Origin of the sequence: Streptomyces sp. NPDC058464 (assembly GCF_042721035.1) — a bacterium.
Lineage (GTDB): Bacteria > Actinomycetota > Actinomycetes > Streptomycetales > Streptomycetaceae > Streptomyces.
The window spans coordinates 88,047-111,245 of the sequence record NZ_JBHXMA010000024.1 but is presented as its reverse complement, the minus strand read 5'-3'; the positions used below and the strand labels follow the sequence as shown (position 1 = coordinate 111,245).

Here is a 23,199-nt window from a genome sequence, read left to right as displayed (position 1 = left end):
TGTCTCCACACTCGCCGGGGCCGGGCGGCCTACCCAGGGCTGACCTTTTCCTGGGTCTGGCAGAACCAGGTTGGAAGAACGCGACTCCCCTACGATCGAACCCATGGACGGGGAACTCGGAGACTTTCTGCGCTCGCGCCGTGCCCGCATCCAGCCCGAGGAGGTGGGGCTGCCCTCGTACGGCCGGCGCCGCGTACCGGGCCTGCGCCGCGAGGAGGTGGCGCAGCTGGCGGGCGTGAGCGTCGACTACTACATCCGTCTCGAACAGGGGCGTGGCCCGAGCGTGTCGGACGCGGTGCTCGACGCGATCGCCCGGGTCCTGCGCCTGGACGAGACCGAGCACGCGTATCTGCTGACGGTCGCCCGGCCGCACAAGAAGGGCAACACCGCGCGCCCGGCCCGTCCCCGCGTCCGCCCCGGCGTGCAGCTGCTGCTGGACGGCATGGAGCGGACGCCCGCGTTCGTACTGGGCCGCAGGATGGACGTCCTGGCCTGGAACGCGCTCGGCGACGCGGTGAACGGCTTCAGCGCCCTGGCCCCGGCCGAGCGGAACATCCCGCGCCAGGTCTTCCTCGACCCGGCCGCCGCGGGTTTCTACCCCGACTGGGCCGCCGTCGCCGCCCAGACCGTCGCCAACCTGCGCATCGACGCGGGCCGCCACCCCGACGACCCCCGCATGGCCTCGCTGGTCGGCGAACTCTCGCTGAAGAGCGCGGACTTCCGCCGGCTGTGGGCGGACCACGAGGTCAAGGAGTGCGCGTACGGCACGAAGCGCATCCAGCACCCGGTGGCGGGCCTGCTCACCCTCCCCTACGAGACCCTCACGGTCCCGACGGACCCGGACCAGACGATCGTGGCGTACACCCCCGAGCCGGGCTCGGAGACGGCGGAACGACTGGCGCTGCTGGGGAGCTGGGCGACGACGGCGTGAGCCGGGGGGACGTGAGAACCGGGAAGTCCGGGAAAGCCCGGGAAAAGTAATGCGCGGGGACCGCCGCACCCCCGTTACCGGGGGGCGGGACGACGGCGGTCCCCGCGAGGGACGGCAGCCGGGTCAGGGCCGGGCTTGCGCGTCCAGGCGTCCATGGAGGTCCGGGAGCCGCTCCGGAGGTCCTTGGACGTTCGGTGTCGGCCGAGGCGGGGAGCCGCTCCCGCCCTGCCGACACCCACTAATCTGCCGGACCCGTGTTAAGCGGGTGCTGCGCGCACGTGACACGCTCGTACCACTTCCGCGAAGTCCACCACTCGGATAGGAAACAGCAAGTTCCCCCGGGTCACGGGCCGTTCACCGGACGTTCGCTACTGCTTGGCGCCCTTGGCGAGAAAGGCCAGCAGGTCCTGTCGGCTGACCACGCCGGTGGGCTTGCCCTCGACGAGGACGATCGCGGCGTCGGCCGCGCCCAGCACCGTCATCAGGTCCTCGACCGGCTCGCCGGAGCCGACCTGGGGCAGCGGGGCGCACATGTGCTTCTCCAGCGGGTCCTCCAGGGAGGCCCGCTTGTTGAACAGCGCGTCGAGCAGCTCGCGTTCGACGACCGAGCCGACGACCTCGGCGGCCATCACGTCCGGGTGGCCGGCGCCCGGCTTGACGACGGGCATCTGCGAGACGCCGTACTCGCGCAGCACCTCGATGGCCTGTCCGACGGTCTCGTCCGGGTGCATGTGGACGAGGGACGGGATGGTGGCTCCGGCCTTGTCGCTGAGCACGTCGCCGACGCGGGCGCTCGGGCCCTCGTCCTCCAGGAAGCCGTAGTCGGCCATCCACTCGTCGTTGAAGATCTTGCTCAGGTACCCGCGGCCGCTGTCCGGCAGCAGCACGACCACGACGTCGTCCGGGCCGAGCCGCTCGGCCACCCGCAGTGCGGCCACGACGGCCATCCCGCAGGAGCCGCCGACCAGCAGGCCCTCCTCCTTGGCGAGGCGCCGGGTCATCTGGAAGGAGTCCTTGTCCGACACGGCGACGATCTCGTCGGCGACGGTCCGGTCGTAGGCGGTGGGCCAGAAGTCCTCGCCCACACCCTCGACCAGGTACGGCCGCCCGGAACCGCCGGAGTACACGGAGCCCTCCGGGTCGGCGCCGACGACCTGCACCCGGCCCTCACTGGCGTCCTTCAGGTAGCGCCCGGTACCGGAGATGGTCCCGCCGGTGCCCACGCCCGCCACGAAATGGGTGATCTTCCCCTCCGTCTGCTCCCACAGCTCGGGGCCGGTCGAGTGATAGTGGGAGAGGGGGTTGTTGGGGTTGGAGTACTGGTCCGGCTTCCAGGCGCCGGGCGTCTCGCGGACCAGCCGGTCGGAGACGTTGTAGTACGAGTCCGGGTGCTCCGGGTCGACGGCGGTCGGGCAGACGACCACCTCGGCGCCGTACGCGCGCAGCACGTTGATCTTGTCGGTGCTCACCTTGTCGGGGCACACGAAGATGCACTTGTACCCCTTCTGCTGGGCCACGATCGCCAGCCCCACCCCGGTGTTCCCGCTGGTCGGCTCGACGATCGTCCCGCCGGGCTGCAGCTCCCCGCTCTTCTCCGCGGCCTCGATCATCCGCAGCGCGATGCGGTCCTTCACGGACCCGCCCGGGTTGAAGTACTCGACCTTGGCGAGCACGGTGGCCTGGATGCCCTGGGTGACGCTGTTGAGTCTCACCAGCGGGGTGTTGCCGACGAGACTGATCATCGAGTCGTGGAATCGCACCGTTGTCTCCGGTTGCTTGCAAAAGAGGTGGTCCTAGTGGTGCCGCCAGCCTAAGGCCCCCGCTCCGGAGGTTCACTCCCCGTTGAGATTGACGCACGGGCTGTACGGGGCAAGGAGTGGATGTGCGGCAACGAGGAGGTGGCGGCGACGCATGACGAACATGTCGAGGGCGCGGGTGGCCCGGCGGATCGCGGCCGGGGCGGCGTACGGCGGCGGCGGGGTCGGGCTGGTGGGCGCGGCCACGGTGGGCCTGGTGCTGGCCGAGGTGCGGATGGCCAGGACGGCGGTGCACAACGGCAACAGCGGCGGCCGGGTGCCGGCGGCGGACGGCCACTACGGCGTCGGATACGACGCCTGCGGTGAGCCGCCCATCCGCCTGACCATGCTCGGCGACTCCACGGCCGCCGGGCAGGGCGTGCACCGCGCCGCCCAGACACCGGGCGCGCTGCTGGCGTCCGGGCTCGCCGCGGTCGCGGAACGCCCGGTGGAGCTCAGCAACGTGGCCCTTCCCGGTGCCCAGTCCGACGACCTGGACCGCCAGGTCGCCCTCGTGCTGGGTACGGGCTCGCCCGTCCCCGACGTCTGCGTCATCATGATCGGCGCCAACGACGTCACCCGCCGCATGCCGCCGACCCGCTCGGTCCGCCACCTCTCGGCGGCCGTCCGCCGCCTGCGCACGGCGGGGGCCGAGGTGGTGGTCGGCACCTGTCCCGACCTGGGCACGATCGAGCCGGTGCGGCAGCCGTTGCGCTGGCTGGCCCGGCGGGCCTCCCGGCAGCTGGCGGCGGCCCAGACGATCGGCACGGTGGAGCAGGGCGGCCGCACGGTGTCGCTGGGCGACCTGCTCGGCCCCGAGTTCGCGGCCAACCCCCGCGAGCTGTTCGGCCCCGACAACTTCCACCCCTCGGCGGAGGGCTACGCCACGGCGGCGATGGCGGTGCTGCCGACGGTCTGCGCGGCGCTGGGCCTCTGGCCGGCGGAGGAGGAACGCCCCGACGTCAGCCGCCGCGAGGGTTTCCTGCCGGTCGCGCGGGCCGCGGCGGAGGCGGCGGCCGAGGCCGGCACGGAGGTCACGGCGGCGATGCCGACGGGGCCGCGGGGACCGTGGGCCCTGCTGAAACGCCGGCGGCGCCAGCACGTGGAACCGCCCGCCCTCCCACCCGACTCGGCTTCCGAGGAGGCGAGGTCGAGGGCCGGTACGACCGAGTAGGGGGACGGTGGGGTGGGCCGGGGCCGGGGGGGCGGGGACGCTTACCGGCGCTGGCAGGGTGCCTCCCCCAGCCTTCGGCCGGGGGGACCCCCAGCGCCCACCCGTGCCGCCCTGCGGCACGCCTGCCCGCAGCTATGTCTTTGTCTTTTAGGGGCGCGGGGCTGTATCGATCTGCGGCTGCCGCCGCGCGGGCGCGACCAGCACGGCCACTTTCCCAACGCCCGAACCGCAGCCAACCAAGGGGCGCGGGGAACTGCGCGATCGGCCCCACCGGCCCGCACCCGACAACGCACCCCCGGCACACCCCCGGCACACCAGCCAAGCAAGCGCTTAGAAAGTGCGGCCAGTGTCACACCCCGACACCGGTGACCGATGACATACGTACAGGTAACTTCCGAAGCGGCCCTGCCAACCTTCGTACGCCAATGGAGCCGTGATGCCCGAAGCCGTCATCGTCTCGACCGCCCGTTCCCCGATCGGCCGCGCCGTCAAGGGCTCCCTGAAGGACCTGCGCCCCGACGACCTCACCGCGACGATCATCCAGGCCGCCCTCGCCAAGGTCCCCGAGCTGGACCCGCGGGACATCGACGACCTGATGCTCGGCTGCGGCCTCCCCGGCGGCGAGCAGGGCTACAACCTCGGCCGGATCGTCGCCGTGCAGATGGGCATGGACTACCTGCCCGGCACCACCATCACCCGGTACTGTTCCTCGTCCCTGCAGACCAGCCGCATGGCCCTGCACGCCATCAAGGCCGGCGAGGGCGACGTCTTCATCTCGGCCGGTGTCGAGATGGTCTCCCGCTACGCCAAGGGCAGCTCCGACGGCCTCCCGGACACCACGAACCCGATCTTCGCCGAGGCCCAGGCCCGTACCGCCGCCACCGCCGCGTCGACCGGCTCCACCTGGCACGACCCGCGCGAGGACGACCTGCTCCCCGACCCGTACATCGCGATGGGCCAGACCGCCGAGAACCTGGCCCGCATCAAGGGCGTCACCCGCCAGGACATGGACGAGTTCGGCGTCCGCTCCCAGAACCTCGCCGAGGAAGCCATCAAGAACGGCTTCTGGGAGCGGGAGATCACCCCGGTGACGCTGCCCGACGGCACGGTCGTCAGCAAGGACGACGGCCCGCGCGCCGGCGTCACCCTGGAGGGCGTCGCCGGCCTGAAGCCGGTCTTCCGCCCCGACGGCCTGGTCACCGCCGGCAACTGCTGCCCGCTGAACGACGGCGCCGCCGCGGTCGTCATCATGAGCGACACCAAGGCCCGCGAGCTGGGCCTGACCCCGCTCGCCCGCATCGTGTCCACCGGTGTCACCGGCCTCTCCCCCGAGATCATGGGCCTCGGCCCGGTGGAGGCGAGCAAGCAGGCCCTGAGCCGCGCCGGCCTCACCATCGACGACATCGACCTGGTCGAGATCAACGAGGCGTTCGCCGCCCAGGTGATCCCCTCCTACCGCGACCTGAACATCCCGCTGGAGAAGCTGAACGTGAACGGCGGCGCCATCGCCGTCGGCCACCCCTTCGGCATGACGGGCGCCCGCATCACCGGCACGCTCATCAACTCCCTCCAGTTCCACGACAAGCAGTTCGGTCTGGAGACCATGTGCGTCGGCGGCGGCCAGGGCATGGCGATGGTCATCGAGCGCCTCAGCTGAGCGTTCTGAGCCCCTGAGTAACCGTCACGGGACGCACCGTGACACCACGGCCCGGTGTTCGAGAAAACCCCGAACACCGGGCCGATTTGTGATCCAATCGCCCCCAGGATGTGACCTATCTCCCTCTGTGGAGATATCACCGCAGGTCAGCGCCGTTGTCCCGGTAAACCCCAGGGCCAAAGTCCTGTCCGTTTCGTGACGTTACGCACTGACAGCTTGATAGTCCACCCTTCAAGCTGATGTAGGAAGTCGGGGGTCGACTTTGAACCGGGAGTACGTCAGTGAGCGCCATGCCGATCGCCTTGCTGCTCACCACGGCCGCCACGGGCGCCGTGGGCGTCGCTGTCCTGCGCACCGTTCTGAAGCTGCGCCGCCAGGTCGCCGAGCTGCACACCCAGCTTGCCCAGAACCAGGCCGCGACCTTGCGCGCCCTCATGCCGACGGCCCGGAGCCATGCCGCCGCCGAGGAGATACGTGCCGCCGTGGCGGAGGCGCTGGCCGAGGAGCGGGAGCGGGAGCTGGCCGAGGCGCGTGCCTTCTGGGCCGCGCAGGAGGCGCGTGACGTCTCCGACGCGCCGTCGCTGCTGGGTCTGGCGGACGGCGAGCCGTTCCTGCCCCGGCAGACGGACTTCGTGGGTCTTGAGCCGGTCGCCGAGCCCGCGGCCGAGACGGACGAGTTCACCGGGGAGTCCCCGGAGCTGGCCGCGGCCCGCCGCCGCCACCCGTCCCACCCGGACTTCGTACCGGTGCAGTCGCCGGTGGTGAACGACCACGAGCGCACGGTCGCGGCGCTGGAGCAGCTGGCCGAGTCGCAGGTCGAGCTCTCCGACGTCCGCCCGGGTCCGCTGGGCACGCTGGACGTCTACGTCTTCGCCGACGGCACGACCCTGTGCATGACGCCGGGGCACCGGGAGACGGCGGAGCGGCTGGCTGCCGCCCTGGGCGCCGGTGAGACGCCGTACCTGCTGGGCGGTTCGGGGATCTCCGGCGCGTACACACTGACGTTCGCGTGCGGCGAGGAGAACGTCTACATCCTGGCGGACCGGGTCATAGCGTCGCTCTAAGGTTCCGGGGCGCGTTGTCGGGTGCGGGTGCGTGGGGGCTGGTCGCGCCCACGCGGCGGTAGCCGCAAATTCAACACAGCCCCGCGCCTCTGAAGGGGCGCACTGCAGCGCCCCTTCTTTTGCTTTCAGGGGCGCGGGGAACTGCGCGAGCAACCACGACGGCGCCGCACCCGGCAACGCACCGCCGCCTCACACCCCCGCCCTCTTCTGCGCCTCCTCCACCAGCCGCACCGCATCCCCCACCTCGGCCTCGTTCTCCAGCACCACGGCCAAGTCGTTCCCGGCCACAGTGATTTGGTCGGCCACCGCGAACATCCCCGCGTCCGGCATCTCGCGGCTCTCGGTGCCCGGCTCCTCGACGGCCTGCGCCCACCGGGCCAACTCCCTCGCGAGCCCCAGCGCCTCCGCGGCGGCGCCCCGCTGCAACCGGCTCTGCGGTGCCGCCCTCAGCTTGTCAGCGAAGTGTTCCACGGCACGGGTGAGAGGCGTCGTATCAACCACGCCGTGAGCGTAACGCGTGCCACCGGCTGTCTTGTCACGACTGTTGCCAACACGCCAACACTCAGGCACGGTGACGTGAAGGACCGGCTACAACCCCCTTTGCGCACCGGAGGCGCCGATGTCCCAAGTCTTCTCCATGGAGACCCATCGCAACCTGCTCGCCCGCATCCCCCACTGCACCGGTCGTGAAGTGTCCGACTGGCTGCGTACCGTCGACGAAGGCCCGTCCCTCTTCTGCTTCGAGGAAAAGGTCAGCTGGCTCCGCCACGAGCACAACCTCGCGTACGGCCACGCGAAGGCGTTGATCCACGAGTACGACCTGAGGAGGGCCGCGCGCAAACTTCTCTAGGCGCGCACGCACACAGACGGCGAAGGGCCCCGGGGTGACGACCCCGGGGCCCTTCTGGGTTCAGGCTCTTCTCGCGCGGCTAGTCGTTGCTGCTGAAGATCGCCACCAGGCGCAGCATCTCGATGTAGATCCACACCAGCGTCATGGTGAGGCCGAACGCGGCCAGCCAGGCCTCGTTCTTCGGGGCGCCGTAGGCGATGCCGTCCTCGATCTGCTTGAAGTCGAGGGTCAGGAAGAACGCGCCGAGCAGGATCGCGATGATGCCGACGATCGCGCCGAGCGGGCCGAAGCTGCGCAGTCCGCCGTTCTCGGCGACACCGAACGCGACCAGCAGCAGGTTGACCGCCATGACCAGCACGAAGGCGATGGCGATGGCCATGCCGATGCGGGCGTAGCGGGCGGTGACGCGGATCCAGCCGGCCCGGTAGACCAGCAGGGTCGCGGCCGAGACCGCCATGGTGCCGAGCACCGCCTGGAACGGGGCGCCGCTCCACTGGCTGTTGTACATCTCGCTGATGACGCCGAGGAAGACGCCCTCGAAGGCGGCGTATCCGAGGATCAGCGCGGGCACCGGGGTGCGCTTGAAGCTCTGGATCATGGCCAGGACGAAGGCGATGATCGCGGAGCCGACGGCCAGGCCGTAGCTGGTGGTCGAGATCGGCAGCAGCGTCCAGGCGAGGACCGCGCCGACGGCGACCGTGCCGAGCGTCGTCGCGGAGCGCGTGATGACGTCGTCCATGGTCATCCGGCCGGTGGTGGCCGGGGCCTGCGGCGGGGCGCCCTGCTGGAGGTCCTGCTGGGCGTAGGGGTTGTTCGCGTACGGGTTCTGCGCGTACGGGTTGCCCTGTGCGTACCCGGCCTGCGGCGCGGTGTTGAAGCCCGCGTAGCCGTTGTCGCGGCTGAACCCCCGTCGCGAGAAGACCGGGTTGCTGCTCCTCATTTCACTCCTCCATGGCCACCTCGCGCGGCCTTGGCATCAAGAGTAATGGATTGGCAAAAGATTGACCCTACTACCTGCGGAGGATCTTTCCCTCACCCTGCTGCGCAACACGCTACGCGGAGCCCTCATTCCCGGCCACGGAGGGCTTCATTCCATGACGAAGCCGGAACACGACCGGAATCGGCCGGAGATCCCTCAGGCGTCCAGGGGGAAGCCGGTGTAGGCCTCCGCGAGGTCGGTCTCGGCGGCCCGGGAGGAGGCGATCCGGCGGAGCCGGGCCAGCTGGAGGCGGGCGTCGAAGGGGCTGTCGCCGGGGCCGGGGTGGAGCATGCTCGTCATGTCGTAGGAGAACCGCTCGGCCTGCCAGATCCGGCACAGGCAGGTCGCCGAGTAGGCGTCGAGCAGCTCCGGCGAGCCCGTCTCCCGCTCGTGGACCAGGGCGCGGGCGAAGGTGACGACGTCGCCCACCGCCAGGTTCAGCCCCTTGGCGCCGGTCGGCGGCACGATGTGGGCGGCGTCCCCGGCGAGGAAGAGCCGGCCGTGCCGCATGGGCTCGTGGACGTACGAGCGCATCGGTGTGACCGACTTCTGGGTGATCGGGCCGCGCTCCAGGCGCCAGTCGTCGTCGGTCTCGAAGCGGCGCTCCAGCTCGTCCCAGATCGCCTCGTCGGTCCACGCCTCGGCGTCCGTGTCGGCCGGCACCTGGAGGTAGAGACGGGAGACGGACGGGGAGCGCATGGAGAGCAGGGCGAAGCCGCGGTCGTGGCGGGCGTAGACCAGTTCGTCGTGGGAGGGGGCGACGTCGGCGAGGATGCCCAGCCAGCCGTAGGGGTACGTCCGCTCGAAGACCCGGGAGAGGGACTCCGGGAACGCGTTGCGGGCGACTCCCCAGAAGCCGTCGCAGCCGACGACGTACTCGCACTCCAGGACGTCCTCCCGGCCCTCGTGCCGGAACCGCACCCGCGGCCGCCCGCTCTCGGCGCCCTCCACCTCCAGCGCCTCCGCCTCGAAGAGCAGTGGGCCGCCCTCCTTGAGCTGGAGGGCGATGAGGTCCTTGCAGACCTCGGTCTGGGCGTAGACCATCACGGACCGGCCGCCGGTGAGGCCGGGGAAGTCCACGCGGTGGCGCTGCCGGTCGAAGCGGAGCTCGATGCCGTCGTGGCGCAGGCCCTCGCGGTCCATCCGCTCCCCGGCGCCGGCCGCACGCAGCACGTCCACGGTGCCCTGCTCCAGGATCCCGGCGCGCTGGCGGTGCTCGACGTAGGAGCGGTCGCGGCTCTCCAGGACGACCGAGTCGATGCCCGCGTTGTGCAGCAGCCGCGCGAGGAGGAGCCCGGCGGGTCCGGCTCCGATGATGCCGACGGTGGTGCGCATCGGTCGTTCCCTTCGACGTTCGTCTGGTTCGCCCGGCTCGGCATGGTCGCCTTGTTCGCCTGGTGAAATTTCCTTCACTTTGTTGCGTCGAGTCTCCGTCCGGTCATACCCGATGTCAATGGACACACCCGATGTCGGCCGTCGAGGCGGCGCACACCGCAGGCCGCCGGGCCCGCGGGAGGCGGTCGCGGGCCCGGCGGCCGGTGCACGGGACGGTCGGACGGGTCAGCGGCCCGGCCAGCCGTCCAGGTGGCGGTGGAGGGTGACGTCCTTCTGCGGGTCGCCCTTCGGCGCCTTCGCGACCGCGTCGTGCAGGACGGCGGTGACCTCGGCGGCGAGCCCGTCGGCCTTCGTGCGCAGCTCGGCGGCGGGCAGGCTGGAGCGGGTCAGCGCGTCGAGCCGGCGGTGGATGTCGTCGAGCCTGCCCCGGGTGGCGTCGTCGAAGCGCAGCGCGGTCGGCGTGGAGACCACGAACTGGTAGGCCCCGGCGAGGGTCTGGCAGCCCGTGCACTCCTTGTTGGCGGCGTCGCTGAGGTTCACGGCGTTCAGGTGGGTGTGCTCCCCGGCGACCGTGACGATCTGGAAGGAGAGGGCCACCGAGCGGCAGTGGTCGTCCGCCGAGCAGCCGGCCGAGACGGCGTTGGCCTGGTTGCGTACGGCGGTGGCGTTCACCGTGCCGAACTGGCGGACCGTGAAGGAGTCCCTGGCCTGGGTGTGGTGCCCGCGGTCGGCGTGGCTGAAGACGTGGTCGGAGACGACCGCGGCGTGCGGGGCGGCGGTGGCCGCCTGTGCGGGTACGGCGGTGGCCGCCCCGGCTACCCCGGCGGCGAACAGGCCGATCCGGACGGCCCGCCGGGTGAGCGGACCTGGGGTGGTGCGGGTTTTTCGGTGACTGCTCATGGAGTGCTCCTGTGCTCCGGTGCTGCTGCGGTAAGTGGTTGGCTGCCGCTCGTCAGGACGTGGCCGGGGCCGGGCTCGGCGAGTCGCTGGCCGGCGGCGGGGACGGGCTGGGTGTCGGGGACACCGGGACGCTCTCCGACGGGGTGGGCGTCGGGGACTCCGGCACGCTCGCCGGCGGCGAGGACACCGGTGCGGTGACCGGTCCCGCGCTGGTCGGCGCCTGCGATGCGCTGGCGCCCTGCCCGGGGCTGCCCGGCACCGAGGCGGAGGGCGACGCCGAGGCGGACGCGCCCGGCGACGCCGCCCCGGCCGAGGGCGCGGCGCTCGCCCCGGCCGAGGCGGCCGGCACGCCGGACACGGTGTCCGACGGGGCACCGGAGTCCTCCGGCCGGTCCGGGGTCGAGGCCTGCCGCGCCGGCGGCGGTTCCTCGGTCGGCACCCCCGGCTGGAGGATCGGTGCGATCGGCGGCTGCTTGGGCAGCGGCTTCGGGGTCACCCCGGACACCCAGGCGTAGCTGAGCCCGGTGAGCCCGGCGAGGGCGAGGGCGCAGACGGCCAGCCGCAGCCGGGGGCGGCCCTCCGTGGAACGCTTCGCGGCCCGGATGATGCGTCCGCCGATCTTCACGGACAGATAGACGACACCAGCCATCGGGCAGAGCAGCATCACGCAGCCGATCGTCCCGACCAGGCCCTCGACGATCTTCCCGTCCACGAACGCCGAGCCGGTGCCGACGAGTTGCTCGGTCAGCGAGCGGATCATCGTGGTGAGGATCCGCGGCAGGTTCCACAGCGCGTACCCGAGTTCGCCGATGATCAGCGGGACCATGGTGAGCACCCAGGTGGCGACGATGGCCCGCGCCGACTTCTTCAGCCCGGCGACCTCCTGGCGGGCCCGGTCCCCCCTCCGCCCCGGTACCAGGCCCAGCAGGATCGGCTTGATCTTGCCGTACAGGTCCGGGACCCCGGCCAGGTCGCCGAGGATGTAGTAGCCGTCCAGCCGTACGGCCGGCATCAGCTGTTCCATGATCTCGAAGTGCCCGAGATACACCGTGGCCAGGAAGAACTGTGCCCCGGTGGCGAAGTAGGCGCCGACCATGGCCAGCATGAAGACGACGTTGAAGTAGACGCCGCCCAGGTCGGTGCGGAGCCGGCCGGCCCGCCCGATCCGGTAGACGTCGGTGACGTCGGTGTACATCGAGGGCCAGATGAGGAAGAGCCCGCACCCGATGCAGCCGGGGCGGGCTCCGCCGTATCTGCACGCCGAGGCGTGTCCGAACTCGTGGAAGACGAGGGAGGCCACGGTGAGCACGAAGACGACGAGGATCAGGACCGGCTGGTCGAGCACCTCCAGGACGGGCTCGATCGCCCCGAAGAACCCGAACAGCCAGACGTCCATGGCTATGGCCGAGCCCAGCACCAGTGCGACCACGGCCGGCCGGTGCAGCCACGCCAGCGAACGCGCGATCTTCGCCGTCCGCCGCTCGTTGAAGATGACCCGGTGGCCCTTGAGGGCGAGCAGCAGGTCGGAGCGCGGGGCGTCGACCTCGTCGTCCTCCTGGCCCTCCGGGACCGTCACACCCAGCGGTTCCAGCTTCTTCTCGACGAGGAAGCGGATGTTCTCCCCGCTGACCTCGCGACCGAAGCGGGCGCTGACCCGGTGCGCGATGGCCTCGGCATCGCGGACGCCGTCGACCGACGACGCCACCAGGTACAGCAGCCTGGACAGCTGCACGACCTGCCCGTCCCCCCGACGGGCGATGTACTTGGGCTCGGTGAAACCCGATCCCTGGTACTCGCCGTGCAGCCGCAGCCCCGCGCTCAGCCTCGGGGCCGGCGACGGCTGGTCGACGACCGGCAGGTTGCCCGTCGCCACCTGCTCGTAGGTCACCGGCCAGCCGCCGGGTCCGGGCACCGGGCCCGTGTCGTACACTGCGGCGGCCCCGTCTCCGAGCACCGTCATATGTGGTCTCCCCCCGAGTCCCCATGGTGTTCCGCCCGGTGTTTCCCCCCCCCGACAGCCGGGGGCGCCACCGCCGGGGCGACGGCGGCGGCGCCCCTGGGAACTACTGGGTGACGCTGATCGTCTGCGCGGCCGACGACTCGGCGGACGACCAGGCGGAGTGGTCGTTCAGCGCGGCGGACTGGTTGGACGCGTCGATGTTCGCGATGTGCTTGGTGACGTTGACCGTCTTGCCGAAGCTGAACTTCAGGCGACCGAGGGCCTCACGGCCCGGCAGCAGCTCGGCGGACTCGTTCTCCAGCTCGTTCATGTCCATGCTCATGACGGATGTCCCTTCGTTTCGTGTGCGATGAGGTTGAGGTCGATCTCGGTGCCGGCGCCGTGCGCCAGGGCGGTGCTACTGGGTGACGCTGATGCTCTGACCGGCGCCGGAGTCGGCCACCGACCACGACGAGTGGTCGTTCAGCGCGGCGGACTCGTTGTGGGCGCTGATGTTCGCGACGTGCTTGGTGACGTTGACCGTCTTGCCGAAGCCGAACTTCAGGCGACCGAGGGCCTCGCGACCCGGCAGCAGTTCCGCGGACTCGGCCTCGAGCTCGTGGGCGTCCATCATGATCTTTTCCCCCTCAGGGATAGACATTTCCGATCGGACCGAGTCAGGTTCCCCCCGGACTCTGTCCAATCTGGTCGGACGTGCTGTCCAACGAGATTGGACACTACGGGCTCGGGAACCCACCGCGCAACCCCTTCTGGAAATCACCCTCTCGGCCTATCGCGGACCCGCCCGTAGAATCGGCCGCGACATGGCGGACTCCGCAGGTGGCGAGCAGGAAGTGACGGTCAGTGGCCAACGCACTGCAGCAGTTGATCCGTGAGCACCTCGACCGCAAGGGCTGGTCCTACGGCGACGTGGCGCGGCGCGGCGGCATCCCCCGCTCCACCGTGCACCACCTCGCCACCACCGACCGCGTGGTCCGGATGCCCCAGGCGACCACCCTGGAGGGCCTGGCCAAGGGGCTGGAACTCCCGCTGGAGGCGGTGCGCCGCGCCGCCGCCGAGGCCTGCGGGATCCACGTGTACGACACCTCGCCGGCCGCGGACCCGAACAGCGCCGCCCGCGCCGCCGACCCCGAGGTCGCGCTGCTCATCGCGAGTGTCCAGAAACTCTCGGCCGACGACCGCCGGCATGTCACCGCGCTCGTCGAGTCCCTGCTGGACCGTTCCTCCCGCCCCGCCGGGCCGTCCCGGTCCGCCGAGGAGAAGTGACCGGGGCCGGACCACTCCCGGACGTTCTTCCGTCAAGTCGGAAAAAGAATCCGACTCCGCACGAAACCGTGAAGATCCAGGGCTAGTCTCTCGATCTGCCCGGGCCGCGAGAGCCGCACGACCACGGGCTCTCAGGGGGAAGATGTGTTGTTCGTGCACGGCGGACCCGCGACGGCCGTGGTCCGGAAACCCGACGGAGAGTCCGTCGTCCTGCTGTCCGGGGAACTGCCCGAGGTGCTGACCGACGCCTCGGTCACCGAACTCCTGGACCTGGCGGCCGCCATCCTGGACCCGGGCGAACTCGCCCTGTTCGAGGAGTGCCTGCGCACCCTGCGCCACAACGGCATGCGGGCGGGCCGCCGCGTCGAGGTCGACGGGGCGGTCCTGACGGTCTACGAGGGGTGAGTCGACGCCTCCCGCGAAAGGCGCGGGAAGTGCCCGGAACCGGACTTGAACCGGTACGCCCGCGAGGGGCAGCGAGGTTTAAGCTCGCCGTGTCTGCATTCCACCATCCGGGCAGGCCATGGGCTCCGCTACGAGGTTCCGACCCTATCGGGAGGCGTCCCCCGAACAGCGGACGGACGACCCGATGTTGTCTTATTTTATTGACGTCTGAGGGAGCATCAGCCCCCGGAACGAGCCATCCGCACTTGCCAATAGCGTTACGCGCGGTGGGTGACCGCGTACGCGGAATGACGGAATTTCACCGTCCGAACAAGGGGGCTCCACCCGTTCTTGACGAACAGGAGTCTGTGATTCCGGATCGCCGGCCTCGGGGTCGGCCGTCATCCCCAGGTATGACTCGGGGCCCCCGCGGTCCGACCCCAGTCGGCCCCCGGAACCGGAACTGCGGCTGACTACACGGGCCGGTTCGGCCGAGACGATGGTGCGGTCCCCATGAACGCCGTCGTCCCGACAGGAGCACCCTTCCGTGTCCACCACACACATCGCCGACCGGCGGACCACTTCCGTGGCCGCACGTGCCACGGACCTCTCGAAGATCTACGGCCAGGGCGAGACCCAGGTGGTCGCCCTGGACCGGGTCACCGTCGAGTTCCGGCAGGCCGAGTTCACCGCGATCATGGGGCCGTCCGGCTCCGGCAAGTCCACGCTGATGCACTGCGTGGCCGGCCTCGACACCTTCTCCTCCGGCTCCGTGCGGATCGGCGACACCGAGCTGGGCTCCCTCAAGGACAAGCAGCTGACCAAGCTGCGCCGGGACAAGATCGGGTTCATCTTCCAGGCGTTCAACCTGCTGCCGACGCTGACCGCACTGGAGAACATCACCCTCCCGATGGACATCGCGGGGCGGAAACCGGACAAGCAGTGGCTGGACTCCGTCATCCAGATGGTCGGTCTGCGGGACCGGCTCGGCCACCGCCCCTCGCAGCTCTCCGGCGGCCAGCAGCAGCGCGTCGCCGTGGCCCGCGCCCTCGCCTCCCGGCCGGAGATCATCTTCGGTGACGAGCCGACCGGAAACCTCGACTCCCGCTCCGGCGCCGAGGTGCTGGGCTTCCTGCGCAACTCGGTGCGGGAGCTCGGCCAGACCGTCGTCATGGTCACCCACGACCCGGTGGCGGCCTCGTACGCGGACCGCGTCGTCTTCCTCGCCGACGGCCGGATCGTCGACGAGATGTACCGGCCCACGGCCGAGACGGTCCTGGACTTCATGAAGCAGTTCGACGCGAAGGGCCGCACCAGCTGATGTTCCGCACCGCCCTGCGCAACGTACTCGCGCACAAGGCCCGGCTGCTGATGACCGTGCTCGCCGTCATGCTCGGCGTCGCGTTCGTCTCCGGCACCCTGGTCTTCACCAACACCATCTCGGACGCCTTCCAGAACAGCTCCGCCAAGGGCTTCAAGGGCGTCGACGTGGCCGTCACCGCCAGGAGCCAGGCGGACCAGGGCAACACCGTCGGCAAGACGCCCGACCTCACCCAGGCCCTGCTCGACAAGGCGGCGAAGGTCCCCGGGGCCGCCTCCGCCACCGGCGTCGTCTCCGGCTTCACCGCGATCGCCGACAAGGACGGCAAGCTGATCGGCGGCGGCTGGCAGTCCGAGGGCGGCAACTACTGGGGTACCAAGGACTCCCGTTACCCGCTGACCAGCGGTCACGCGCCGAGCGGCGCGAACGAGGTGCTGATCGACGCCAAGACCGCCGGACGGGCCGGCTACAAGGTCGGCGACACCGTGCGCATCTCGGTGAACGGCCCGGTCCTCACCCCCACCGTCGCCGGCATCTTCACCACCGACGACGGCAACGTCGCGGCCGGCGGCAGCCTCGCCCTGTTCGACACGGCGACCGCGCAGCAGCTGTTCGGCACGAAGGGCGCGTACGACGAGATCGACGTGACCGCGAAGTCCGGCACCGGGCAGGCCGCCCTCAAGTCCCAGCTGGACCAGGCCCTCCCGAAGAAGCTCGTGGAGACCACCACCGGCCAGAAGCTCGCCGACGACCAGGCCGAGGCCATCTCCAGCAGCATGAGCGGCCTGCGCTCGGGCCTGCTGGTCTTCGCCGGCATCGCGCTGTTCGTCGGCACGTTCATCATCGCCAACACCTTCACCATGCTGGTCGCCCAGCGCACCAAGGAACTGGCGCTGCTGCGCGCGGTGGGCGCCTCCCGCCGCCAGGTCACCCGCTCGGTGCTGATCGAGGCGCTCGTGGTCGGCGCGGTGGCCGGCGTGACCGGTCTGGTCGCCGGTATCGGCATCGGCGCCGGACTGCGCTCGCTGCTGGGCTCGATCGGCGCGACCGTCCCGGACGGCCCGCTGGTCGTCACCTCCGGCACGGTCGCGGCCGCGCTCGCCGTCGGCATCGTCATCACCATGCTGGCCGCGTGGCTGCCCGGCCGCCGCGCCGCGAAGATCCCGCCGGTGGCCGCGATGAGCGCCCTGCACGCCGCCCCGACCACCAAGTCGCTGGTGCTGCGCAACACGATCGGCGCCCTGTTCTCGGCGGCGGGCGTGGTGGTGATCCTGGCGGCGACCACGATGAGCGGCAGCGACGGCCAGGCCCCGATGGGCCTCGGCGCGGTCCTGCTCATCATCGGCGTCTTCGTCCTGACCCCGCTCCTGTCCCGTCCGCTGATCGCGGCCGCGGCCCCGCTGCTGCGCGGGTTCGGCGTCTCCGGCAAGCTCGCCCGGCAGAACTCGGTGCGCAACCCGCGCCGTACCGCCGCCACCGCGTCCGCGCTGATGATCGGCCTGACCCTGATCACCGGCATGACGGTGATGGCGGGCAGCCTGCAGAAGTCCATCGACAAGATGGCGAGCGCGGCGATCCGCGCGGACTACGTGGTCTCGATGGCCAACGGCAACGCCCTCTCCCCCGACGTGGCGAAGAAGGTCGCGGCCACCGACGGCGTCACCGCCTCCAGCCCGCTGCGCAACGCGGCCTCCCGGATCGACGGCGACACCGAGTTCCTGACCGGCGTCGACGGCTCGGCGATCGGGAAGCTGACCGACCTCACGGTGGACAGCGGCACCTTCAGGGTCGGTGGCCCGGACGTCGTCGTGGACGACGACACGGCCAAGTCGCACGGCTGGAAGGCCGGTTCCGCCTTCACCGTGCACTACGAGGACGGGAAGGCGCAGCGGCTGACGGTCGCCGCGGTCTACGAGGGCAACGAGCTCATCCGCGGGATCATGCTCGACAACGCCGTCCTCACCCCGCACGTGACCGACCCCGCCGACATGCAGGTCATGGTCAGGACGGCGGACGGCGCGTCGAGCGCGACCAAGGACAGGCTGGAGAAGGCCCTCGGCTCCAACCCGGCGATCAAGGTCCAGGACAAGCAGGACCTGTCGAACTCCATCGCACAGGCGTTCACGCTGATCCTGAACATGGTCTACGGCCTGCTCGCGATGGCGGTGATCGTCGCGGTCCTCGGGGTCATCAACACCCTGGCCATGTCGGTGTTCGAGCGCTCCCAGGAGATCGGCATGCTCCGCGCGATCGGCCTGGACCGCAAGGCGGTCAAGCGGATGGTCCGCCTGGAGTCCCTGGTCATCTCCCTCTTCGGCGGGGTGCTGGGCATCGGCCTGGGCGTGTTCTTCGGCTGGGCGGCCGGTCAGCTGGTCGGCTCGCGGATGCCGACGTACGAACTGGTGCTGCCCTGGACCAGGATGGCGGTCTTCCTCCTCCTGGCCGCCACGGTCGGTGTCCTGGCGGCCCTGTGGCCGGCCCGGCGCGCGGCGAAGCTGAACGTGCTGGCGGCGATCAAGTCCGAGTAGCGGGCGGCGAACGGCAGCAGGTACGGCGAAGGGGCCCCACGCGCGCTGTGGGGCCCCTTTCGGGTGCCGTCAGCTGTTCCAGGTACGGGTGCGCAGCGGCAGCCCGGAGGCGCCCGACTCCGGGGTCCGGACGGCCAGCACCTGGTTGACGCCGATGCGGTTGTGTTCGAAGGCGAGGGCGGAGGCGGCCATGTAGAGCCGCCAGACGCGGGCCCGGCCGGGGCTGGTCAGCCGCATGGCCCGCGGCCAGTCGGCCTCCAGGTTGACCACCCACCGGCGCAGGGTGCGGGCGTAGTGCTCACGGATCGACTCCACGTCCCGCACCTCGAACCCGGCCCGCTCCAGCTGGGTGACGGTGGTGCCGATCGGGGCGAGTTCGCCGTCCGGGAAGACGTAGGCGTCGATGAACCGGTCCACGTGGTACGTCGACTCGTCCCGCTGCGGCCGCCGCGCGATCTGGTGGTTGAGCAGCCGGCCGCCGGGCTTGAGCAGCCCGTACAGGTTCTCCGCGTACTCCAGGTACCGTTCGGCCCCCACGTGCTCCGCCATCCCGATCGACGAGACGGCGTCGTACGGCCCGTCCCGGACGTCCCGGTAGTCCTGGACCCTGATCTCCACCCGGTCCGTCAGACCCTCGTCCGCGACCCGTTTACGGGCGTACGCGGCCTGCTCCTGGGAGAGGGTGACCCCGACGACGCTCACGCCGTGCTCGCGGGCCGCGTGGATCGCCATGGAGCCCCAGCCGCAGCCCACGTCGAGCAGCCGCCGACCGGGGGTCAGGCCGAGCTTGGCGCAGACGAGTTCGAGCTTGTCGCGCTGGGCCTCCTCCAGGCTCCCGTCGTCCTCCCAGTAGGCGCACGAGTACACCATCGACGGCCCGAGGACGAGCTCGTAGAAGTCGTTCCCCACGTCGTAGTGGTGGCTGATGGACTGCTTGTCGCTGCGGCGGGTGTGCAGGTGGCTCCGTCTGCGCGCCTCCTCGCGGGGCGGGGCGGGCGGCACGGGCGGCCCGGCGAGCTTCAGCAGCTCGCCCACGGCGGCCCGTACGGCGGGGTCGCGCAGGGCCTGGAGGACCGTACGGCCGTCCTCCCCGCGCTCCCAGATCAGACCGGAGATCGCGGCGAGGGCGCTGTAGAGGTCGCCCTCGATGTCCAGGTCGCCGGCGACCCAGGCGCGGGCCAGGCCCAGTTCGCCCGGCTTGAACAGGATGCGGCGCAGGGCGCGGCGGTTGCGCACGACGAGCGTCGGCGCGTCCGGCGGTCCGGCCTGCGATCCGTCCCAGGCCCGCAGCCGCACCGGGAGCGGGACTCCCAGTACCTGCTCGGCAACACTCCTCAGCCGCGACGCGGCGTCGGCCATGGCGCACACCTCCAAGACGTCTATCCCGGATGCCGGTTACCACGTAAACACCGTGAGGGCAGCGGCGCAGTCCCGCAAAGGAGTTACGACTGGGCAAAACCGTTGTATGCACCATGCACTACCCGGCACTGCTCCCAGTTCTACTGCCCGCCTGTTGCCGCCCTGTTGCCCCCGCGCCCGGAAACGCCGAAGGACCTCCCGCACCACGGATGGCGGGAGGTCCTTCGGACGGTTCAGCGACCGGTGACCGGGGTCAGGAGGCCTTGGCCTTCTCCTCGGCCTTCGGAGCGGCGACCGGCGCCGGCTTGGCGGCCTCGTAGAACTCCTCGCGGGGGTTCTCCATGGCACCCAGGGACACGACCTCGCGCTTGAGGAACATGCCGAGGGTCCAGTCGGCGAAGATGCGGATCTTGCGGTTCCAGGTCGGCATGGCCAGACCGTGGTAGCCGCGGTGCATGTACCAGGCCAGACGGCCCTTGACCTTGATCTTCGTCTTGCCCAGGACGATCATCGCGACGCCCTTGTGCAGACCCAGACCGGCGACCGCGCCCTTGTTGGCGTGGCTGTACTCCTTCTGCGGGAAGCCCCGCATGCCGGAGACCACGTTGTCGCCGAGGACCTTGGCCTGACGCAGCGCGTGCTGCGCGTTCGGCGGGCACCAGGCGTTCTCCACGCCGGCCTTGCGGGCGGCGACGTCCGGCACCTGGGCGTTGTCGCCCGCGGCCCAGATGTAGTCGGTGCCCTGCACCTGGAGGGTCGGGGCGGTGTCCACGTGGCCGCGGGGGCCGAGCGGCAGGCCGAAGCGGGCCAGCGCCGGGTTCGGCTTCACACCGGCGGTCCACACGATCGTGTTGGAGTCGACCTCGAGGCCGTTCTTGAGCACGACGTGCCCGTCGACGCAGGAGTCCATCGACGTGGAGAGGTAGATCTCCACACCGCGGCTCTCCAGGTGCTCCTTGCCGTACAGGCCGAGCTTGGGGCCGACCTCGGGCAGGATCTTGTCGGCGGCGTCGACCAGGACGAAGCGCATGTCCTCACGGGACACGTTCTTGTAGTACTTGGCCGCGTCGCGGGCCATGTCCTCGACCTCGCCGATGGTCTCCGCACCCGCGAAGCCACCGCCGATGAAGACGAAGGTGAGCGCCTTGCGGCGGATCTCCTCGTCGGTCGTGGAGTCGGCCTTGTCCAGCTGCTCGAGGACGTGGTTGCGCAGGCCGATGGACTCCTCGATGCCCTTCATGCCGATGCCCTGCTCGGCGAGGCCGGGGATCGGGAAGGTCCGGGAGACCGCGCCGAGCGCGATCACCAGGTAGTCGAAAGGCAGCTCGTACGACTCGCCGACCAGCGGCGCGATCGTGGCGACCTTGCGGTCCTGGTCGATGGTGGTGACCCGGCCGGTGAGGACCTCCGCCTTCGGCAGGACGCGCCGCAGCGGGACGACGACGTGCCGAGGGGAGATGCTGCCGGCGGCGGCTTCGGGGAGGAAGGGCTGGTAGGTCATGTACGACCGGGGGTCGACGACCGTGACGGTCGCCTCGCCGTAGCGCATCTTCTTGAGGATGCGCCGAGCTGCGTACAGGCCTACGTACCCACCGCCTACTACGAGGATCCTGGGACGCTCCGTGGTGCTCATGGCATCGAGTATCCACCCGCCCCAGGGGGGCCGCTCGTGCGCCCCTTCACAAGCTTCCACAGGGCCCGTGCTACACTCCGCCGCTCACGTGACGCAGGTCATGGTCAACAGCGGGAACCCACTTCCGATACGACCCGTTGTCAATGCCGCGTGAGCTGCCTCTCCAGGCTTCCGGGGGCACCGTGAGGGCACCCGATGTCACCCTCAGGAGCACCTCCCGGAACACCCCCTGGACGCCCTCCCGAACACGCGCAAGGGTCCGTTCGGCCCCCGAACGGGCCAATGGGACCCCCGGGACCCCTCACCTGCACCGAATTCCTTGTGAAGAACTTCACGAAGTTTCCCGGCGGGGTGTCGTGGCACGGCGTGTCACAGGCCGTTCGGGGCGCTCACCCGTCGATTCGCATGCTCATCCGAGGATCGATCACGCCGACCTGTGGGTCAGGCGACGGACCAGGCGATGCCGTCCAGAATGTCGTGCTCGCTCACCACGACCTCCTCGGCACCCACCCGCTCCATGATCGACTGAAGCACGAGGGCGCCGGCCCCGATGACGTCGACCCGCCCGGGGTGCATGGAGGGGATCGCCGCCCGCTCCGCATGGGTCGACCGCAGCAGCCACCCGGTGATCTCCCGGACCCGGGCGTAGGGGATGCGGGAGTGGTGGATGGCGGCGGAGTCGTACTCCGGCAGGTCCTGGTGGATCGCGGAGAGGGTGGTGACGGACCCGGCGAGACCGACCAGGGTGTGCGCCTCGCGCAGCGGGACGGTCTCCTCCGCGAGATCGAGGGCACGCTCGATGTCGGCCCGCATGGAGGCGGTCTCGGCCTCGGTGGGCGGGTCGCTGACGTGCCCCTCGTGCACGAGGTGCCGCTCGGTCATCCGCACGCAGCCGACGTCCACGGACCGGGCCGCCCGTACGTGCGCGTCCCCGACGACGAACTCGGTCGAGCCGCCGCCGATGTCCACGACGAGGAACGGCTTGGCGAGGTCGTCGCGTCCCGTCAGCTCCCTCGTCGCGCCCGTGAAGGAGAACTCGGCCTCCTGGTCGCCGCTGATGACCTCGGGCTCGACGCCGAGGATGTCGAGCACGCCGCGCACGAACTCGTCCCGGTTCTCGGCGTCACGGGACGCGGACGTGGCCACGAACCGCAGCCGCTCCGCGCCGTACTCCTTGATGACCGCGGCGTACTCCCGGCAGGCCGCGAAGGTCCGCGCCAGCGCCTCCGGCGCGAGCCGCCCGGTCCGGTCGACCCCCTGCCCGAGCCGGACGATCACCATCCGCCGGTCCAGATCGACGAGCTCCCCGGTCGACCCCGCGCCGGAGGCGCTGTCGGACACAGTGGCGTCGGCGACGAGCAGCCGGATGGAGTTGGTTCCGCAATCGATGGCGGCGACGCGGGTCATGGCGGTGGGTTCCTTGTCTGTTCGTGACGACTCGAGTCGAGGCGGCGCCTGCTCAATCGACCGAGTCGGGTGGTGGGTGGGCGAAGGGCTCGGGGGTCCAGGGGGCGGAGCCCCCTGGGGGTGTCACTCGCCGGTGACTACACACGCGCCCTTGGCCCACCACTCCGGCAGCATGGCGATCGCCTCGTCGCCGAGCGGGTTGACGCCCGGCCCCGCCGCCAGCGAGTGGGCCACCAGGACGTGCAGGCACTTCACCCGGTCCGGCATCCCCCCGGCGCTCGGAAAGCCCGTCAGCTCCTCGATCTCGTCCCGGCGCCGGATGTAGTCCTCGTGCGCGGCCCGGTACGCCGCCGCCAGCTCGGGATCGCTCTCCAGCCGCGCCGTCATCTCCTTCATCACGCCGTTGGCCTCGAGGGTGCCGATGGCGGACGCGGCCTTGGGGCACGTCAGGTAGTACAGCGTGGGGAAGGGGGTCCCGTCCGGCAGCCGGGGCGCCGTCTCCACGACGTCCGGCTGCCCGCACGGGCACCGGTGCGCGATCGCCCGCAGTCCGCGCGGCGGCCGCCCGAGCTGCTGCTTGAAGGCCTCGACGTCCGCGTCGGTCGGCTCGGTACGCGGGGTGGAGGGAGGAGCCGTTTCCATGACTGTGTTCTGT

21 protein-coding genes and 1 tRNA gene are annotated in these 23,199 nt (G+C 70.8%); 9 read left to right on the top strand and 13 right to left on the bottom strand.

Going from position 1 to position 23,199, the window contains the following annotated elements:
• The first annotated feature begins 103 nt into the window (after positions 1-103).
• Positions 104-931: a helix-turn-helix transcriptional regulator gene (locus ACFWPQ_RS29365; protein ID WP_384041089.1), complete on the top strand. Its 828-nt coding sequence runs from the start codon at positions 104-106 to the stop codon at positions 929-931.
• 368 nt (positions 932-1,299) lie between these two features.
• Here ACFWPQ_RS29365 and ACFWPQ_RS29360 read toward each other — a convergent pair whose 3' ends face one another.
• A complete protein-coding gene (locus ACFWPQ_RS29360) occupies positions 1,300-2,691 on the bottom strand; it encodes a cystathionine beta-synthase (RefSeq protein WP_384041087.1) in 1,392 nt (463 codons plus the stop codon).
• A 151-nt stretch (positions 2,692-2,842) separates the two neighbouring features.
• Between ACFWPQ_RS29360 and ACFWPQ_RS29355 the strand changes: the two genes are divergently transcribed.
• The 3 genes from ACFWPQ_RS29355 (at position 2,843) to ACFWPQ_RS29345 (ending at position 6,622) form a co-directional block, all read left to right on the top strand.
• Complete coding sequence (locus tag ACFWPQ_RS29355) at positions 2,843-3,901, top strand: SGNH/GDSL hydrolase family protein (protein WP_384041084.1); 1,059 nt, start codon at positions 2,843-2,845, stop codon at positions 3,899-3,901.
• 436 nt (positions 3,902-4,337) lie between these two features.
• Complete coding sequence (locus ACFWPQ_RS29350) at positions 4,338-5,558, top strand: acetyl-CoA C-acetyltransferase (protein WP_351716887.1); 1,221 nt, start codon at positions 4,338-4,340, stop codon at positions 5,556-5,558.
• Positions 5,559-5,839: 281 nt separating this feature from the next.
• On the top strand, positions 5,840-6,622 hold the full coding sequence (locus tag ACFWPQ_RS29345; RefSeq protein WP_384041080.1) for a hypothetical protein: 783 nt from the start codon (positions 5,840-5,842) through the stop codon (positions 6,620-6,622).
• 189 nt (positions 6,623-6,811) lie between these two features.
• Here ACFWPQ_RS29345 and ACFWPQ_RS29340 read toward each other — a convergent pair whose 3' ends face one another.
• The gene (locus ACFWPQ_RS29340; protein WP_384041077.1) at positions 6,812-7,123 is read right to left on the bottom strand and encodes a hypothetical protein; all 312 of its coding nucleotides are present in this window, start codon (positions 7,121-7,123) and stop codon (positions 6,812-6,814) included.
• Positions 7,124-7,241: 118 nt separating this feature from the next.
• Here ACFWPQ_RS29340 and ACFWPQ_RS29335 point away from each other — a divergent pair, with 118 nt between their 5' ends.
• Positions 7,242-7,472 carry a DUF4287 domain-containing protein gene (locus ACFWPQ_RS29335; RefSeq protein WP_189268002.1) on the top strand — a complete coding sequence of 77 codons (231 nt, stop codon included), beginning with the start codon at positions 7,242-7,244 and terminating at the stop codon, positions 7,470-7,472.
• Between the two features lie 79 nt (positions 7,473-7,551).
• Here the strand turns inward: ACFWPQ_RS29335 and ACFWPQ_RS29330 are convergent, their stop codons facing one another.
• The 6 genes from ACFWPQ_RS29330 to ACFWPQ_RS29305 all read right to left on the bottom strand — a co-directional run bounded on the left by ACFWPQ_RS29330 (position 7,552) and on the right by ACFWPQ_RS29305 (position 13,259).
• Complete coding sequence (locus ACFWPQ_RS29330) at positions 7,552-8,412, bottom strand: Bax inhibitor-1/YccA family protein (protein ID WP_384041074.1); 861 nt, start codon at positions 8,410-8,412, stop codon at positions 7,552-7,554.
• A gap of 195 nt (positions 8,413-8,607) precedes the next feature.
• Positions 8,608-9,786, bottom strand: coding sequence for a 4-hydroxybenzoate 3-monooxygenase (locus tag ACFWPQ_RS29325; protein WP_384041071.1), 1,179 nt, complete (start codon positions 9,784-9,786; stop codon positions 8,608-8,610).
• A 225-nt stretch (positions 9,787-10,011) separates the two neighbouring features.
• Positions 10,012-10,686: a hypothetical protein gene (locus ACFWPQ_RS29320; RefSeq protein WP_384041068.1), complete on the bottom strand. Its 675-nt coding sequence runs from the start codon at positions 10,684-10,686 to the stop codon at positions 10,012-10,014.
• Positions 10,687-10,738: 52 nt separating this feature from the next.
• Positions 10,739-12,646: a hypothetical protein gene (locus ACFWPQ_RS29315; protein ID WP_384041065.1), complete on the bottom strand. Its 1,908-nt coding sequence runs from the start codon at positions 12,644-12,646 to the stop codon at positions 10,739-10,741.
• 103 nt (positions 12,647-12,749) lie between these two features.
• Complete coding sequence (locus ACFWPQ_RS29310; RefSeq protein WP_189268007.1) at positions 12,750-12,968, bottom strand: hypothetical protein; 219 nt, start codon at positions 12,966-12,968, stop codon at positions 12,750-12,752.
• A 75-nt stretch (positions 12,969-13,043) separates the two neighbouring features.
• Entirely contained in the window at positions 13,044-13,259 is a 216-nt protein-coding gene (locus tag ACFWPQ_RS29305) for a hypothetical protein (protein ID WP_361286946.1), read from the bottom strand.
• A gap of 230 nt (positions 13,260-13,489) precedes the next feature.
• Here ACFWPQ_RS29305 and ACFWPQ_RS29300 point away from each other — a divergent pair, with 230 nt between their 5' ends.
• Together ACFWPQ_RS29300 and ACFWPQ_RS29295 are read left to right on the top strand one after the other, a co-directional pair.
• A complete protein-coding gene (locus tag ACFWPQ_RS29300; protein WP_384041063.1) occupies positions 13,490-13,912 on the top strand; it encodes a helix-turn-helix domain-containing protein in 423 nt (140 codons plus the stop codon).
• Between the two features lie 153 nt (positions 13,913-14,065).
• Positions 14,066-14,317 (top strand): hypothetical protein, encoded by a 252-nt coding sequence (locus tag ACFWPQ_RS29295; RefSeq protein WP_384041060.1) that lies wholly within the window; start codon positions 14,066-14,068, stop codon positions 14,315-14,317.
• A 30-nt stretch (positions 14,318-14,347) separates the two neighbouring features.
• On the opposite strand, the gene ACFWPQ_RS29290 is transcribed toward ACFWPQ_RS29295, so the two are convergent.
• Positions 14,348-14,430: transfer RNA gene (locus tag ACFWPQ_RS29290), tRNA-Leu, on the bottom strand.
• Between the two features lie 413 nt (positions 14,431-14,843).
• Between ACFWPQ_RS29290 and ACFWPQ_RS29285 the strand changes: the two genes are divergently transcribed.
• Positions 14,844-15,617 (top strand): ABC transporter ATP-binding protein, encoded by a 774-nt coding sequence (locus ACFWPQ_RS29285; RefSeq protein WP_384041057.1) that lies wholly within the window; start codon positions 14,844-14,846, stop codon positions 15,615-15,617.
• Positions 15,617-18,145, top strand: a complete 2,529-nt coding sequence (locus ACFWPQ_RS29280; protein WP_384041055.1) for an ABC transporter permease — start codon at positions 15,617-15,619, stop codon at positions 18,143-18,145. Before ACFWPQ_RS29285 ends, ACFWPQ_RS29280 begins: the two co-directional genes overlap by 1 nt.
• A gap of 69 nt (positions 18,146-18,214) precedes the next feature.
• Here the strand turns inward: ACFWPQ_RS29280 and ACFWPQ_RS29275 are convergent, their stop codons facing one another.
• From ACFWPQ_RS29275 to ACFWPQ_RS29260, 4 genes are all read right to left on the bottom strand, one after another.
• Complete coding sequence (locus tag ACFWPQ_RS29275; protein WP_384041052.1) at positions 18,215-19,504, bottom strand: class I SAM-dependent methyltransferase; 1,290 nt, start codon at positions 19,502-19,504, stop codon at positions 18,215-18,217.
• A 253-nt stretch (positions 19,505-19,757) separates the two neighbouring features.
• Entirely contained in the window at positions 19,758-21,137 is a 1,380-nt protein-coding gene (locus ACFWPQ_RS29270) for an NAD(P)/FAD-dependent oxidoreductase (RefSeq protein ID WP_089102266.1), read from the bottom strand.
• Positions 21,138-21,578: 441 nt separating this feature from the next.
• Positions 21,579-22,544 (bottom strand): exopolyphosphatase, encoded by a 966-nt coding sequence (locus tag ACFWPQ_RS29265; protein WP_384041049.1) that lies wholly within the window; start codon positions 22,542-22,544, stop codon positions 21,579-21,581.
• A gap of 123 nt (positions 22,545-22,667) precedes the next feature.
• Positions 22,668-23,186, bottom strand: a complete 519-nt coding sequence (locus ACFWPQ_RS29260; RefSeq protein WP_181803871.1) for a DUF501 domain-containing protein — start codon at positions 23,184-23,186, stop codon at positions 22,668-22,670.
• Positions 23,187-23,199: the final 13 nt, after the last annotated feature.